General features: G+C 56.5%; 15 protein-coding genes. 11 read left to right on the plus strand and 4 right to left on the minus strand.

What is annotated here, in order from left to right; translation table 11 throughout:
* Positions 1–38 precede the first annotated feature (38 nt).
* On the minus strand, positions 39–716 hold the full coding sequence (locus A4E33_RS02395) for a DUF2115 domain-containing protein (RefSeq protein ID WP_292346048.1): 678 nt from the start codon (positions 714–716) through the stop codon (positions 39–41).
* An 837-nt stretch (positions 717–1,553) separates the two neighbouring features.
* Here A4E33_RS02395 and A4E33_RS02400 point away from each other — a divergent pair.
* Genes A4E33_RS02400 through ilvN form a run of 3 tightly spaced genes read left to right on the plus strand, consistent with a single transcriptional unit; the run spans position 1,554 to position 5,217 of the window.
* Positions 1,554–3,044: a 2-isopropylmalate synthase gene (locus A4E33_RS02400; RefSeq protein ID WP_292346050.1), complete on the plus strand. Its 1,491-nt coding sequence runs from the start codon at positions 1,554–1,556 to the stop codon at positions 3,042–3,044.
* Positions 3,041–4,717: a biosynthetic-type acetolactate synthase large subunit gene (gene ilvB, locus A4E33_RS02405; protein WP_292346052.1), complete on the plus strand. Its 1,677-nt coding sequence runs from the start codon at positions 3,041–3,043 to the stop codon at positions 4,715–4,717. The genes A4E33_RS02400 and ilvB overlap by 4 nt, the downstream gene beginning before the upstream one ends.
* The gene (ilvN, locus tag A4E33_RS02410) at positions 4,714–5,217 is read left to right on the plus strand and encodes an acetolactate synthase small subunit (protein ID WP_292346054.1); all 504 of its coding nucleotides are present in this window, start codon (positions 4,714–4,716) and stop codon (positions 5,215–5,217) included. Before ilvB ends, ilvN begins: the two co-directional genes overlap by 4 nt.
* Before the next feature lie 436 nt (positions 5,218–5,653).
* Here ilvN and A4E33_RS02415 read toward each other — a convergent pair whose 3' ends face one another.
* The gene (locus tag A4E33_RS02415; RefSeq protein ID WP_292346056.1) at positions 5,654–5,959 is read right to left on the minus strand and encodes a hypothetical protein; all 306 of its coding nucleotides are present in this window, start codon (positions 5,957–5,959) and stop codon (positions 5,654–5,656) included.
* Positions 5,960–6,157: 198 nt separating this feature from the next.
* Here A4E33_RS02415 and A4E33_RS02420 point away from each other — a divergent pair, with 198 nt between their 5' ends.
* The 3 genes from A4E33_RS02420 (at position 6,158) to A4E33_RS02430 (ending at position 9,463) form a co-directional block, all read left to right on the plus strand.
* Positions 6,158–7,513, plus strand: coding sequence for an ABC transporter substrate-binding protein (locus A4E33_RS02420; RefSeq protein ID WP_292346057.1), 1,356 nt, complete (start codon positions 6,158–6,160; stop codon positions 7,511–7,513).
* Positions 7,514–7,585: 72 nt separating this feature from the next.
* Positions 7,586–8,464 carry a branched-chain amino acid ABC transporter permease gene (locus A4E33_RS02425; protein ID WP_292346059.1) on the plus strand — a complete coding sequence of 293 codons (879 nt, stop codon included), beginning with the start codon at positions 7,586–7,588 and terminating at the stop codon, positions 8,462–8,464.
* 6 nt (positions 8,465–8,470) lie between these two features.
* Entirely contained in the window at positions 8,471–9,463 is a 993-nt protein-coding gene (locus A4E33_RS02430) for a branched-chain amino acid ABC transporter permease (RefSeq protein WP_292346061.1), read from the plus strand.
* Between the two features lie 351 nt (positions 9,464–9,814).
* On the opposite strand, the gene A4E33_RS02435 is transcribed toward A4E33_RS02430, so the two are convergent.
* Both A4E33_RS02435 and A4E33_RS02440 read right to left on the minus strand, forming a co-directional pair.
* Positions 9,815–10,510 carry an ABC transporter ATP-binding protein gene (locus tag A4E33_RS02435; RefSeq protein WP_292346063.1) on the minus strand — a complete coding sequence of 232 codons (696 nt, stop codon included), beginning with the start codon at positions 10,508–10,510 and terminating at the stop codon, positions 9,815–9,817.
* A gap of 19 nt (positions 10,511–10,529) precedes the next feature.
* A complete protein-coding gene (locus A4E33_RS02440) occupies positions 10,530–11,324 on the minus strand; it encodes an ABC transporter ATP-binding protein (protein WP_292346065.1) in 795 nt (264 codons plus the stop codon).
* Between the two features lie 243 nt (positions 11,325–11,567).
* Here A4E33_RS02440 and A4E33_RS02445 point away from each other — a divergent pair, with 243 nt between their 5' ends.
* The 5 genes from A4E33_RS02445 (at position 11,568) to A4E33_RS02465 (ending at position 15,959) form a co-directional block, all read left to right on the plus strand.
* The gene (locus A4E33_RS02445; protein WP_292346066.1) at positions 11,568–13,079 is read left to right on the plus strand and encodes a sodium:solute symporter; all 1,512 of its coding nucleotides are present in this window, start codon (positions 11,568–11,570) and stop codon (positions 13,077–13,079) included.
* Between the two features lie 101 nt (positions 13,080–13,180).
* Positions 13,181–13,885 carry a zinc-ribbon domain-containing protein gene (locus A4E33_RS02450; RefSeq protein WP_292346067.1) on the plus strand — a complete coding sequence of 235 codons (705 nt, stop codon included), beginning with the start codon at positions 13,181–13,183 and terminating at the stop codon, positions 13,883–13,885.
* 122 nt (positions 13,886–14,007) lie between these two features.
* Positions 14,008–15,120, plus strand: coding sequence for a hypothetical protein (locus tag A4E33_RS02455; protein ID WP_292346069.1), 1,113 nt, complete (start codon positions 14,008–14,010; stop codon positions 15,118–15,120).
* Positions 15,121–15,195: 75 nt separating this feature from the next.
* The gene (locus tag A4E33_RS14690) at positions 15,196–15,720 is read left to right on the plus strand and encodes a tetratricopeptide repeat protein (RefSeq protein WP_363053645.1); all 525 of its coding nucleotides are present in this window, start codon (positions 15,196–15,198) and stop codon (positions 15,718–15,720) included.
* Entirely contained in the window at positions 15,621–15,959 is a 339-nt protein-coding gene (locus tag A4E33_RS02465) for a hypothetical protein (protein WP_292346073.1), read from the plus strand. The genes A4E33_RS14690 and A4E33_RS02465 overlap by 100 nt, the downstream gene beginning before the upstream one ends.
* Positions 15,960–16,068 lie beyond the last annotated feature (109 nt).

Below are 16,068 nucleotides of genomic sequence, written 5' to 3' on the forward strand. Positions count from 1 at the left end.
GTGGCTGCCGTGTCCGGACTATTGAGACTCTAGAGTCATCACCCATTGAAATTATGGTACCGGTAGCAGTTGTCGATGAGTTCCTGTTTGTTCCGCTCGGTCGGCCGGGTTGCCGGGCGGAGATATCCGATCTGCGGAGTCTGCCGGGCCGGGCACCAGGGGCAGAGGGCCGCGTCGACATCGCCCTCCCTGTCCCGCACCGGGCAGTAATATATGCCGTTCGTGAACTCGACCTCGTCCCCGCCGGGAAAGGGTGTGCCCGGCGGGTGCCCGGGCTCGTCCAGCACCAGCATGCAGTACCCGGCAAGGAGGTACTTCAGGAACCTGAGTGCGGGGGCATCCGCTTCGCCTTCACCGGAACACTGCCGCCCGACCATATCCCAGTAATTCTTCTGGTCCTCCGACAGGGGCTGGTGAAGCGTTTTCAATATTCCCTGCTGATCATCGAGCCGTATCCTTTGGAAAGTACCAAGAAGGTGCTCGGTGATCCTTGCTGACAACCTGTCCCGGTATTCCGCCGGAAGGTCCAGGACTTTTGTATCGAAGTTGCGCTTCATCTGCTGGATCTCTTTGGGGGAATGTGCAAGAACAATCCGTGCAATACCCATGCCGAGTTCGCCCCGTGTTTTCGCTGCTTTCAGCTCGCTGCACTGCCGGCTGATGGGGTCTGCAGTGTCAAGAGAACGGGCGGGTTCGGATTTTCTGAAGAGTGGCATGGGGTTCACAGGTACGTTGCCGGTTAGTGGGAATTGCCGGGATATAGGGTCTGTGGTGGGGGCAGGGGGATTGCCAGCTGGATACTGTGGAGATACCCCCCCCTACCCGCCGCACACGTGATAGGGGGGGTCACCCCCTTCCGGAAAAAAAGTTGGCAGGGGGGTCTGGCGGAGAGCCCCCTACCCATAACCGCGTAGATAGGGCCGGAGGACAGGTGTCGGTACGGGTTTTCGTGTGGGATTACTGGCGTGAGTCGTGAAAAAGGCATGCTACCCAGGATTGAGTAGGGGCGTCGGAATGGGCTGAAGATGTGGGGGGGTCTCCCAAAGTTTAACAAAATCGTCAGGGGGGCCGGATCGATTTTCGTTTTTGGCTCTATAGAATTCCATTTCTACAACGCTCTCATTGGAATTGCGATAGTGACCCCCTTTCTCCTCCGGATGGGGAAGCAGCCCGAGGGGGCAAGCCCCTTTGACACCATTTTCGACAATTTTTTGTGGGCCTGGATAAAACTATACTTCACGGCGCGAATGTCGACAGCCCCCGAGCGCCCGTGGCTCTATCGTAATCAGATGCTATCAGGGAAGTTTTCTACAGAGCCTTGTTTGTAAGTGAGGGGATTGAGGCATCCAGTCAGGGATATACGGGCCGGCACGAAATTGCGTTTTTTCACCTAGTATCGGGAAAAACCTGATCGCATCCGTTGGTGCTGCGTTCGTGTCAAAATTCTTGTATCGATCTTGGAACTGACAGTTAATTACTCTTCTTTTTCAGCGTGGTGCACGATTCTTTTTTATATTCTCCTCTCCCACGGTTATCCATGGTGAATACCATGAGTGAGTGTTTTATTCGCCGATAACCTGCGCTTTTTGGACACGACATTACGGGACGGGGAACAGACTCCCGGCGTCTCGCTGAAACCTGAACAGAAATTTGAAATCGCTTCGCGCCTCTCGGACATTGGTGTCGATGTTATCGAGGCCGGTTCTGCAGCTGCATCGGACGGCGAGCGTGAAGCAATCCGCCGGATTGCCGATGCCGGACTCTCCGCAGAGATCTGCACGTTCGTCCGGGCGCTCCGCACAGACATCGATTATGCAGCGGACTGCAACGCGGACTCGATCCACCTCGTCATTCCTGTCAGTGATCTTCACATAGCAAAGAAGATGCGCAAGACCCGCGACGAGGTCGTCGCGATGGCCATGGATGCCGTGGAGTATGCAAAGGAGAGGGGGCTCATCGTCGAGTTGTCCGGCGAGGATGCATCGCGGGCCGACCAGAAGTTCCTTCACACGATCTTCTCGCAGGGCGTTGAGCACGGTGCAGACCGGCTCTGCTTCTGCGATACGGTCGGGCTCCTGACCCCGGAGAAAGCTGCGGAGTATATCCCCCCGCTTGCGAAGATTGCACCGCTCTCCATCCACTGCCACGACGACCTCGGTTTTGCGGTGACCAACACCATGGCTGCCTTAAAAGCCGGCGCCTCCTGTGCCCATGTGACCGTCAACGGTCTTGGGGAACGGGCCGGTAACACGCCATTCGAGGAAGTGGTGATGGGGCTCGAAGTCCTGTACGGGTACCATACGCGGATTCGCAAGGAACTTCTCTACCCCCTCTCGAGTCTTGTCTCCCGGCACACGGGCGTCCCGCTTGCCGTGAACAAAGCGATCGTTGGCGAGATGGCGTTCACGCACGAGAGCGGCATCCATGCACACGGCGTGATCCGCGAGCCGTCAACGTACGAGTCGGTCAAGCCGGAGATGGTTGGACGCAAGCGGCGTATCGTCCTCGGGAAGCACTCCGGCTCAGCATCGGTCGAAGCGGCCCTCCATGAAATGAATTACAAGGCCGACGACCGGCAGCTGAAGGAGATCGTCAAGAGAGTCAAGCAGCTTGGCGACGAGGGTAAGCGGGTAACCGACGCCGACCTGATGGCCGTTGCCGACGCCGTACTCGCCATCGAGTGCAAGCCGATCATCAGGATGCGGCAGTTCACCGCAGTCTCCGGCAGCAACATGATTCCGACCGCATCGGTCACCCTGCTCGTAAACGACGTCGAAATGACCGGTGCAGCAACCGGTGACGGGCCGGTGGATGCTGCCATGGAGGTGCTCCGCAAGTGCGTTGGGGACGTTGCAGATATCCGGCTCGAAGAGTACCATGTCGATGCAATCTCCGGCGGTACCGACGCGCTTGTCGAGGTTACAGTAAGATTAAGTAAAGACGGGAAGATAATTACTTCACGCGGCGCGCGCACCGACATCATCATGGCAAGTGTCGAGGCGATGATCGCCGGCATGAACAGACTACTGAGGGACAGAACATGAAAACCGGGGCAAAAATCCTCGTCGAATCGCTCCAGCGCGAAGGTACCGACATTATCTTCGGATACCCGGGCGGAGTGGTGCTGCCGATCTACGATGAACTCTACGACTCGTCACTTCGGCACATCCTTGTACGGCACGAACAGGCTGCAGCGCATGCCGCGGACGGGTATGCGAGGGCAAGCGGTCGTGTAGGCGTATGCCTCGCCACGTCGGGCCCCGGTGCATGTAACCTTGTTACCGGCATCGCAACGGCCTACATGGACTCGATTCCCATCGTCGCCCTTACCGGGCAGGTGCCGACAAACCTGCTGGGGAACGATGCCTTCCAGGAATCGGACATCACCGGCATCACGATGCCGGTCACCAAGCACAACTACCTGGTAAAGAATACCGCGGATCTCAGCCGTGTTGTCCAGGAGGCGTTCTACATCGCAGGTACCGGCAGGCCGGGCCCGGTGCTGATCGACATTCCCAAGGACGTCAGTACCACGAGCGTGAAGGATGCGCCCCTTCCCGAGAAAGTCGTGCTCCGGGGGTACAACCCGACCTACCACGGCCACAAGAAACAGATCGAGAAGGCACTCCATCTTATAGCGGCAGCGGAACGGCCGGTCATCTATGCCGGCGGGGGCGTTATCGCCTCGAATGCTTCTGCGGAACTGATGAGTGTTGCGACCCAGCTTGGGATTCCCATCACCACGACCCTGATGGGGATCGGGGCAGTCCCGGGCGACCACCCGCTCAATCTCGGCATGCTCGGCATGCACGGTACGGAATACGCCAACTTCGCCATCACCGAATGCGATCTGCTCTTTGCAATCGGTGTCCGGTTCGATGACCGGGTCACCGGTAAAACGGAGACGTTCGCTGCCAACGCGAAGATCATCCACATCGATGTCGACCCGGCCGAGATCGGCAAGAACAAGCGGGTCGATGTCCCGATTGTCGGGGACGTGAAAGCAGTGCTCACTGACATGCTCGGGCTTCTCAAGAAGAGCAGCGGCCACGATGCATGGATAAAGAAGATAAAGCACTGGAAACAGCACCACCCGCTCAAGTGCCCGTCAAACGGTGCCCTGCACCCCCAGTATATCATCCGCCAGCTGAGCGAGCTTGTGCAGGGCAACGCTGTCATCGTCTCTGAGGTTGGCCAGAACCAGATGTGGACGGCCCAGCATTTCTGCTTCCGGCATCCCCGCACCTGGATAACGAGCGGGGGTCTTGGTACGATGGGCTACGGCCTGCCGGCCGCGATGGGGGCGCATTTCGCCCGCCCGGACGTACCGGTCTTCGATATCGCAGGCGACGGGAGTATCCAGATGAACATCCAGGAGTTCGGCACCATCGCAGCGAACAACATCCCGGTCAAGGTCGCGATCCTCAACAACCGCTACCTTGGCATGGTGCGCCAGTGGCAGGAGCTCTTCTACGACCGCCGGTACTCGTTCACCGAGCTTCCGCCGGTTGATTTCGTGAAGATCGCAAACGCCTACGGCATCGAAGGGGTGCGGGTTGAATCGCCGGACGAGGTTGTTCCCGCACTGAAAACATCGCTGGAATGCAACGGGCCGTTCGTCATGGACTTCCGGATCGAGCGGGAAGAGAACGTTTTCCCGATGGTCCCGGCCGGTGCTGCAATCAACGAGATGATAGGGGGGCATCCGCGCACATGAAGCCACACACGCTCTCCATCCTCGTTGAGAACAAGGCCGGCGTACTCTCGCGGGTCACCGGCCTCTTCTCCCGCCGCGGGTTCAATATCGAGAGCCTCGCGGTCGGCCCATGTGAAGAGCCGGGAATGAGCCGGATAACGATTGTCGCCATCGGCGATGACAACAAGGTCGAGCAGATCATGAAACAGCTGAACAAGCTGATCGACGTCATCAAGGTCTCCGACCTGACCGATAACCCGCGGGTCGAGCGCGAGCTTGCGCTGATCAAGGTAACAGCAGAACTCGGGACATCCCGGGCCGAGATCATGCAGATCGCCGAGATCTTCCGGGCGCAGATCGTTGATGTCAGCCCCAAGTCGCTCATCCTGCAGGTCATCGGCGACACCGACAAGATCGAGGCCATGGTGACGCTCCTCCGGCAGTACGGCGTCAAGGAGTTCGTCCGCACTGGCACGATCGGCATCCTGCGCGGCATGAAGCCGGGTACTGGCGGGAAATAATTCCATTTTTTCCTTTTTCAAATTATTCCGGCTGATTGCTGCCATTGATATGAGGGGCTTTTCCAGTTTTTTAAACGGATGCCCTGGAGAAGCGGATATGAACGATTGTTTACACCAGACTGTAATTGAATACTGATGGGAGCTGATGCCCCCATACCCCCGTTGCGATATCTGCCGCCGCCCCCGCGGGGGCGCTCCAGCGGCGGCCTTCAGTTCCTGTTTCCCGGACCTGCTCTCGCTCCGCCGTGCCGCGGAGCGGCCCTGATGAGGGGAGCCCTCTCGAATATTCTTCATGAATCCTTATAAGGAAGCTATCGCCACCAGCTAATGCACGGGAAGAAGTTGATTCTTCTTGATCAAAAAAAGTAAATAAAAACCGAGAATTATCCGGAAAAAATCTCCGGAAAATTTATCAGATGCGATAGTATTTCCCGTCTTACATCTTCGACTGGTCCCGGGGCTTTGCCGTGCCGTGTGCTGAAAGCCCTTTCATGCCAAGGCCGAGCATCGGGTCGCGTTTTTTCTGCTTTGGCGAATCGGCGGGGGCCGTTTCCGGGGCTTTTGCAAGGAAACAATCGACCGGGTCCCGGCTGCCGGGGCAGGTCCGCTCCCTGAACTCGCTGCACTCTTCGCAGGTGGGTACATGGGATGGCAGGATGGAGGGGAAATGGTTCTTCCAGAGCCTTGCATCAATCTTTCCCGTTTCAAGAAAACGCCGGATATGCCGCGCCGTATATTTCATGCCGGCAGATATGGGGAGTAACGGAATAAAGGGTTTATGCCGTATGTGGATCGTTCGTTTCCTGCCGATTCCCTGATAATTATACCTGCACCAGTATTATTCAGCAGGGCACCACCGGGGCAACAGAATCGATATTTTTTATAAGCCCAGCCCCGTATCATAATATGTCATGCTATATCATAGCATAGAGGAGATCCCATGAACTATCGTGTTCTCATAATCGCGGCCCTCATTATCGCGGCCGCTCTCATTGCCGGATGTTCCCAGTCGCAACCGGCACAACAGCAGCCTTCAGGCACCGCAGCACCGGGTGCGGCATCTTCCGGTGTTATCAAGATCGGTGTGATTGCATCACTGACCGGCCCCGCGAGCAATGTCGGCACCAACATGTGGAATTCTGCACAGGTTGCAGCTGAAAAGATCAATGGAGACGGTGGCGTGACCATGAAAGACGGGTCGAAGGCCCGGATTCAGCTCATTGTCGGTGACGATGAATCGACTGCAACGGGCGGCAACAAGGCCGCAACCAAGCTGATCACCGATGATAAGGTCGACATCCTTGTCGGGGGCTACTCGAGCGCTGTCACATCTGCATACGAGCAGGTTATTGCCGACAACAAAATCCCGTTTGTCGTGACCGGCGCATCGAGCCCGATCATCACCCACCGGACGGACGGTATCGACACGAGTTATGTCTTCCACCACTGTCCGACGACCGATACCTATGGTGAGTATACAACAAAATTCATCGACCAGGTCATCCGTCCCGCGGTGAACAAGAAACTCGGCGCTGCCGAGAGCCGGCCGTTCCGGCTTGCCCTGCTCTACCAGGATACGGCGTTCGGCAAGGGTGTGCAGACCGCGGTCAATAACACGATCACGAAGAACAAACTGAATATCCAGCTTGTCTCCCAGCAGAGTTACAAGATGGGCGACACCGACTTCCGCACCCAGCTGACGGCCATCAAGGCAGCAAACCCCGACGCGGTTTACCTCGGGGCCTTCCCGAACGAGGGCGCCCCGGCCATCACACAGGCACGCAGGGATATCGGTCTCAACACAATCTTCCTCAATGTCGAGAACAATGACAATGCCCAGTTCTACAAGGACCTCGGGCAATATGGCGAGGGTGCTGTCATCGAGAGCCGGTACTCCCCGTATATTGCCCCTGCCGGAGCAGTCTCCGATGCACAGAACGGGTTCAAACAGGCATACTTTGCAAAATTCAAAACCTACCCGGACATGATGGGAGCCTCGACCTACGATGGCATCTTTATCGCTTCACGGGCAATCAGCAATGCCGGGACAACCGATAAGGCAGCAGTCCGTCAGGCGCTCGTTGACCTGAAGATGCCCCAGGTGGTCCACGCGATGAAGGATCAGACCATCTCGTTCTCCCCGGATTTCCGCGAATCGACGTTCGATCTCTGGATGGAGCAGCTTTCGATGGATGCTACTGCAGGGGAGACACGGCCGAAAATCGTCTGGCCTGACAACCTGAAGACAACAGAATTTGTCCTGCCATCCTGGTATGTACCGGGCCCTGCCTCCTGAGAACAGACCTCCCTTTTTTATTTACCACGCACAGATAGACTATCAGAACATATCAGGATACAGAGCAGGATCATGGACGACATCAGCACGTTTCTGCAGATCATTTTCTGGGGGCTTTATGCCGGCTGTATCTATATCCTGCTCGCCACCGGCCTGAACCTTATCTTCGGCGTTATGAAAGTCGTGAACTTCGCGCACGGCGAATTCCTGATGATCGGCGCCTATATCACGGCGACAATCTTTCTCTTAACCGGCATTAACCCGTACGTGATCATGCTGGTTTCCATGCTTGCCCTTATCGTCATGGGCGCTGCTGTTGAGCGGCTCTGCTTCCGCCCTATCCTTGGTACCGGCAAGCTCAACGAGATCTTCCTCTCCATCGGCCTCATTTACATCATCCAGAACGGGGCTGCAATCATCTGGACCGATGAATGGCAGAGCATCCGGAGCCCGTACAACGGTATCACTGTGCCAATCGGGACTCTCGACGTACCACTGGACTATATTCTCATCATGATCATCACCGCAGCTATCCTCTGCGGGCTGTACCTGTTCATACGGAAGACGACGATCGGTATGCAGATGCAGGCGGCAAGCCAGAACCGGAAGGGGGCGATGCTTGTCGGGATCGATGTCGAACGGATCGATGTCGTCAGTTTCGGCCTCGGGTGCGCCCTTGCCGCAGCAGCGGGAACGCTCTGGGTCGTGAGCGGGCAGGTCTTCAACCCGTACATCGGATCGATACCAGCGGTCAAGGCATTTGCGATCATCATCCTCGGGGGCCTTGGCAGCATTCCCGGGGCAGTCATCGGCGGCCTGCTGATGGGGCTTGCCGAGAACGGTGCGGCATATCTCCTTGGCGGAATCTGGAAGGACGCGATCTCGTTTGTCATCCTCATTGTCGTTCTGATCGTGCGGCCGACCGGCTTGTTCGGCGAGAAGGAGGACTGAGGACCGATGCTGACAGACCGCGATCGCCTGGTGAAGTACGGGAGTATCATCACGGTTGTCGTTGCTGCGGTTCTCCCGTTCCTGACCGACAATATGTTCATCATCAACCTCCTCGTTCTCATGCTTATTGCCGTCATCTTCGCATCGGCCTGGAACCTCCTTGCCTACTCGGGACAGGGATCGCTTGGCCATGCCGCGTTCCTCGGGATTGGGGCGTATGCCTCCACCCTCATTGCCGCAAAGGCCGGCATTCCCCCGCTGGTAACTGTTTTCCTTGGCGGAGCTGTTGCGGCATTCATCGGCATCCTTATCGGGCTCACATGCGTGCGGCTCAAGGAATGGTTCCTTGCCATGGTCACCTTCGGGTTCGCCATCATAGTCCAGACCCTGACCGTCAGCGTGCTCGCACCGGTCAGCGGGGGCTGGGACGGTATCGCGTCTCCCCGCATCATCAGCGCGTCCGTGGCGGGATACCAGACCATCGAATACTACATCGTCCTTGCCATCACCCTGCTCTCTCTTTTCGCCATCTGGTACATTATGAAGTCGAAGGTGGGCCTTGCCTTCCTCGCGATTCGCGAGAACGAGCTCGAGGCGCGGGCGGCTGGTATCGATCCGGTCCGGTACCGCCTCCTCGCATTCGCGATGTCTGCTTATCTTGCGGGAGTCGCCGGAGCGCTCCAGATCCATCATATCGGCTACCTCACACCGGAACTGTACGGCGCCGAGAACTCGTTCTGGCCGATTACATATGTCATTCTCGGAGGTCTCGGCACCCTCATCGGGCCGGTCATCGGCACGGTCGTGCTCACCATCATCTGGGAAGGGCTCAAAGAGACCGGGATGACCTTCGGCCGGTACGTTATCATCGGTGTCATCCTTATCCTCACGATCATCTTCCTGCCCCGCGGGCTTGTCAGCCTGCCGGAAGAGATCAAAGCGTGGAGAGAGAAGCGGGGGAGAAGAGCGGGGACAGAGACGCAGATACCAGCGAAGTAAATTTTTTTATCGCTCAGTATTACTTTGAAAAAATATTGAGATGTAACAATTCCAGTAATTCTTCGAAAATTATGAGTGTTCCCACCCCCATCGGGGGTCGCTCTGGCGCCTCGTCGGGCCCTCGCTGGGCAGATTACCGGGTCCGGGAAAACAGTGAGCAACCTCCCCGTATGTACCTGAGTGAAAATTCCCTTTTTGCAGAAACGGTAATTGAAAGCCGCCACGGGGCGCCCTTCGGGGCGGTGGCACCCATCATAATAGGGGTATGAGGGCATCAGCCTCTATCAAACATCAAAGAACAGATACCAGATTATCGAAGGAAAAAAATCCGTAATCGTTTAAAAGACCATTTCAGAACCCCAGGTACGCCTTCTGGATCCGCGGGTCGTGCAGGAGCTCCTTCGACTTACCTTCCTGCACGATCCGGCCGTTCTCCAGAACGTAGCCCCGGTTGCACATGGCAAGGGCGTTCCTCACATTCTGTTCCAGCAGCAGGATTGTCATGCCTTCCCGGCCCAGCTGCTCGAGCGCACGGAAGACCTGCCCCGTGAGGAGGGGGGAGAGGCCGGTGGATGGCTCGTCGAGGATGAGCAGCCGGGGTTCGGACATGAGGGCCCGCCCGATGGCAAGCATCTGCTGCTCGCCACCGGAGAGCGTGCCGGCGTGCTGCTGTTCGCGTTCCTTCAGCACCGGGAACAGCCGGAAGATACGGTCCAGGGATTTCTTCTGGTCCGGGTTTGCGGTCCCGCCAAGAAGGAGATTCTCGATAACGGGCATTGCCGGGAATATCTCCCGCTTCTCGGGAACGAGCGCGAGCCCTTTCCGGAAGAGGGTGAACGGAGAATTGCCAAGGATACTCTCGCCATCGAAGAGGATAGATCCCGTTGCATTGCGGTTGAGCCCCACGATCGTTTCGACCGTCGTGGTCTTGCCGGCGCCGTTCGGCCCGATCATGGTGACCAGCTCGCCCTTGTTGACGTGGAACGAGAGATCCCACACAACCTGCAGGTTCGCATGGAAAACATTAAGCCCGTCGATTTTCAGCATGGCACTCCTCTCCCCCGTTCTAGAATGCGTCAATGTCACCGAGATAGGTATCGATGACCCGCTGGTTGTTCACGACCTCGTAGGGCCGGCCGTCCGCGATCTTCTCGCCATGGTCAAGGACAATGATCCGATCCGAGACACCCATGATGACACTCATCACGTGCTCGATGATGAGGATCGATGTGCCCCGGTCTCGGATCTGCTTAATGAGCCCGACTGCCTCCTTGCTCTCTTTCGGGTTCAGCCCGGTCGTGAGCTCATCGAGAAGAAGGAGCTTCGGATGGCAGGCAAGCGCCCGTGCCAGCTGCAGGCGCTTGAGTTCCACGACATTGAGGTTGCGGATCAGGGTCCCCGCCTTTTCCATCGGAAAATTGACTTCGTCAAGGATTATCGCAGATTCCTTTTTTGCTTCGTGCATTCCCGGGGCATGCTTGTTGCCAAAGAGCAGCCCGATCATGACGCACTGTTCTGCGCTCAGGTCCGGGAAGGATTTTGCAATCTGGAATGTCTTGGCAATCCCCCGGTGGCAGATCCTGTCTGCTTTCAGTCCGGTGATGTCTTCCCCCAGGAACGTGACGCGGCCGGCCGTGGGGGGGAGGATCCCGGAAATGATGTTGAGGAGCGTTGTCTTGCCGGCACCGTTCGGCCCAACGAGGCCCACAATCTCGTCCGTCTTGATCGCCAGGTCAACGTTGCTGACAGCAGTCAGGCCGCCAATCTGTTTGGTAACACCCTGAAGGACGAGCATCTCTCTTTCACACAGGAAGATTCCCGTGACCTGTGCTATAGGTTGACACGGGATGCTATTAAACATATTTTTACCTTTTTTAGGACATGCCGAAAGAGAGGTGGTGTTGAACGATGGCGATATTTCTGGATTTTTATACCGGTGCACGTATGCCGGTGCATTTCGATTGTGTTATATGTTAGCATGGTGCAAATCTAGACGATAGAATGTTCGGATTGCCGTTTATCACCATTGCTCTCGTCGGGGGAGCGTTTCTTGCCATTGTTGTCGCATTGCTGTACTGGGCTCTGACCTTTACGGAGGATATCCATGGCTGAAATTATCGAGATCATCCTTGTCGGCCTGTATTTCCTTGCCATGATTGGAATCGGAGTCTATGCATCGAAGAAGATCCAGAACATGGAGGATTATGTCGTTGCAGGCCGATCCCTTGGATTCTGGGTCTTCACACTCCTCATGATCGGCTCAGTCTGCTCAGGCATGTCCCTCCTTGGCGTGTCCGGCCTCGGGTTCAAGTTTGCCTGGCCGACCATCTGGGAGCAGCTTGCCGTCCCGCTCTCCATCGCGTTCTGTATCATCTTCTTTGGCTACAAGATGCACATGATCGCAAAAAAGGCCGGGTATATTACCGTGCAGGATTACCTTGCCCACCGGTACGAGAGCAACACGACCCTGAGGGGCCTGAGTGCGCTCTCGGGGATTGTCGTCTCCATGATCTATCTTGCCGGCCAGTACACCGCAGTCAGCATCATCCTGATGTGGCTCTTTGACCTGCCGCATCTCTGGGCGCTCCTGCTCGGAGCTGCTATTGTCACCATCTATACGGTTATCGGAGGGCTCTACGCGGTCTCGTGGACAACGCTCGTCCAGGGCATCATGCTGATCGCGGGTGTTGTCATCATGGCCCCCATCGTCATCATGGCAGCCGGGGGATTCACCCATGTCAACGAAGTAATGGCTGCGGCCAATCCTGTCAACGTTGACCCATGGATGACTGCCCCGGGAAGCGTCTTTATCCCGGAGTATATCGTCTCGTTCATCCTTCTCCTCACCATCGGCCTCGCCTGCGCACCGCACGTTATCAACAACGTTCTGGCCGCAAAAGACGTCAGGTACTTTAAATGGGCACCCCTTATCGCCTTTGTTATCTACGGGGTTGTGATGTTCCTGCTGAAATTTGCAGGATTTGCAGGCATGTCGATGGTCAAGGAGGGTCTCATTGTCATGCCTGACGTGAAGAACGCTTCGGATTACATATTTGTCGTTGCGATTGAATACGCGATGCCGAATATCTTCATATGGGGTATCCTTGGCGTGATTGTCCTTGCGGCTGTCATGTCAACAACCGACCGGCTGATGCTCACCATCGGGACCTATTTTTCATGGGATATTTACAAGAAAATCCTCAGGCCTGATGCACCGGAAGACAGGGTCCTGATGGTCAGCCGGATCTCTGTCTTCGCTGCAGCTGCAATAACACTCCTCATGGCAATCAATCCCCCCGACATGCTCGTCTGGCTTATCTGGGCGGGCATCGGGATCATGTTCTCGACCTTTGCCGTTCCGCTCCTCGCCGGGCTCTACTGGAGGGGTGCTACCCGCGAGGGAGCTATCGCATCCATGGCACTTGGTCTTGTATCGGCGCTGTTCTTCGGCGGCCTCAGTTACTTCAAGATCAAAATCTTTGCCATGCCCATGCACTTCTCGTTCTATGCGTTTGTCCTCTCGGTGCTTGCCATGATTATCGTGAGCATGATGACAAAGAAGACACCGGATAAAATTCTTGATGAGACAATGACCGGCTGGTATATCCGGAAATAACTTTTTTCCTGTCTCCATCACCAGCCGTGCATCTTCGCGTATTACCCGACCGGGTTTTTTATATAAGATCGAGGAAAAATGGAGATTAACGGAAAATGACCATGGCGCAGCAATGTCCCCGTTGTTCCAGTATCAATGATGATTCGGTTAAATTCTGCACGGCCTGCGGTGCGCCCCTTGTGCCGGCAACCGGGCAAACCCCGATCGCACCGCTGCCGGCACCATCAGCAATGTCTCCAAAAAAACCCGGGGGAATAAAAATCCTTGCGGCAGCGATCCTTGTCATCATCACAATCATTGCCGCCCTTGCCCTTCTCCACGCAACTGGTACCGTGAAGATCCTGCCTTCGCCTGCTCCGGAAGCCACTCCTTCAGCAACGCCGGTACCGGCACTGACGATGCACCTTCCTCCTGAAACGACAATAACGGTTCCACCTCCTGATGATACCCCGGTTCCTGTTTCATTCGAACCCTCTTTACCGGCCACAAGCCCGCCCCCGACAAAAACTATCACCTGCCCGTCCGACCGCCGGGTATGCGGTGCCAACTGCACGGACATCATGAACGATCGCGAGAACTGCGGCGATTGCGGCGTCACCTGCTTCCCGGGGCAGATGTGCCTGACGGGACACTGCCGCAATGAATGCAATTCCGGAGAGATAAGCTGTTTTGACGGGTGCCATAACCTGTCAACCGATACTGAGAACTGCGGCACCTGCGGGAACATCTGTTCCTTCGGGCTTGAATGCAACCGGAGCGTATGCAGCGCACCGGTAACAACGGTTATCCCGACGTATGCCGGGTAACAGGGAGCGTGAAGATTTTGCCAGTATGTCCTGAATGCGGAAATGGGTATGCCAGCGGAGATGAATTCTGCAGATCCTGCGGCACAGCGCTGCCGTCTTTTCAGCTCGGTCCGCCAGGACCGGTGGATTCCTCCCCGGCACGTGGCGCACCCCACCATTCATTGCGGGAACACGAGGCCCGGAAGGCACCGGCTCATGCCCCGCATAAACCCCCGCTGAAGCTGCCGACGATACCCCTGCCGCTTCTTGCCGGGGGGATTGTACTTATCCTGCTCGTGATCGGGGCCATATGGTTCTTCGGTTCTTCGGGTTTCACCATCCCGGGCGGCGCAAAGAACACCTCGACAGACTCTTCCGATACCGGTTCACAGCAGAAGAGCACCGGGATCCCGCCGGTCGATGGCAGATGCTCCGAAGGCCTGTCCCATTGCAGTGGCTCGTGCGTTGATCTCAGGACAGACCTGAACAACTGCGGGGGCTGCGGTTTTTCCGTCCCCTTCGGCGAAACCTGCATCAACGGGAAGTTCAGCGGGACCGTGCTCCCGAAGACAACGGTGACATCGCTGAAATCCGGCAACGCATCCACGACCGCTGCCGGCACACAGGGGTCCTGTCCGTCCGGCCAGACTTCCTGCAGCGGCAGCTGCAGGAACCTCCTGATCGATGCGGCAAACTGCGGATCCTGCGAACATTCCTGCATCTACGGCCAGACCTGCCAGAACGGGCAGTGCGTTCCTGTCCCGACCGCGACAGCCGCTGCGACAACCAGTCCCCCGGCAACGCTGGTGGTGGACCTGGTCTGCTCGGGCCGGGAAACCGCCTGCGGCAATGCCTGCGTTGATGTCTTTACGGATAAGAAGAACTGCGGGGTCTGTGGCAGGGTATGCAAGGCCGGGGAAATCTGCATGGATGGCCGCTGCGGGCCGGCATGTGCCGGTAACGGGACAACGCTGTGCAATGATCTCTGCGTTGACCTTGACACCGATATCGACAACTGCGGGGCCTGTGGTGCTGAATGCAAGACCCTGCTTCCCAATGCGAAAGGATCCCTATGCTCCGGCGGGGAGTGTACGCTCTCGGGCTGCAAGACGGATTATGCCGATTGCGACAAGTCCTTTTCCAACGGCTGCGAGATTTATCTCAAGAACGACGCGAACAACTGCGGATCATGCGGAAAGAAATGTCCGTCCGGCCAGGTCTGCTACAACAAGAAATGTACAAAACCGGCAACATAAACCCGTATCTTTTTTATTCACGTTACCGGGAAACATTTGGAAACGCATATATCTTAAAATAGATTTTAGTTTATCGTGGAAGGATCGGCGGACTGGTTCTCACAGGGCCTCGTCCATGTTGAAAACAAGGAATATGACAACGCCCTTGCTGCATTCGACCGGGCAATCATGTACAACCAGTCTTGTGGTGAGGCATGGTACAATCGCGGCCTGGTCTGTATGCAGACCGGGAATTATGATCAGGCTCTCCATTCGTTCGACCAGGCCTTGCTGTACCACACTGATGACGACATGATAAAAAAGGCAAGGGAAGCTGTCCTTGAACTGATGAAAAACAGGAAAAACCCCGCGGTGTATCCAACGCGCTCTCATCGTACCAGCCAATCCGGATCACGGAGGTCCCTCCTCATGAACCCCCGGCCTTCCCGGGTATCCGGGATACATTCTCCAATCCGCATCTTATCGTTCTCCTGTTCATTATTTTCGTCCTGCTCGGGAGCATGGGAGCCCTGGCATTCGGTGCAGGATTCGGGGTATCAAAGGGCAGCCATCATACCAGACTTGTATCGGCAACTGCGATGCAGCCGGCCTCTGGAATAATCCGTGTGACATACCAGGGGGGCGATGATGCGGCAAAGGTAAACCAGCTGATTGTCGTGGTTACGGATTCCGAGGGGACTTCCTACATACATTCCCTGGGAAAACGCGGCAATACCACACCACTCCAGACCGGAAGCACTGTTTCCATTACCGGTCGGTTTATTGGGAAGGACCATGTCGTTGCCACCGCCCTGTACATGGACGGGTCCGGAAAGGAAATACTCAATGTATATATCTGATCCCCGTCTGGGAACCGATACTGTGACAGCACGGGATTCCTGCAGGTTATATCACTATTCGTACAAGGCCTCCGGAACAAAGGAGAACGCCTTTCCAGGTCGTGCCCTG

It is taken from the genome of Methanoregula sp. PtaB.Bin085 (assembly GCF_002067035.1).
Taxonomy (GTDB): Archaea; Halobacteriota; Methanomicrobia; order Methanomicrobiales; family Methanospirillaceae; genus Methanoregula.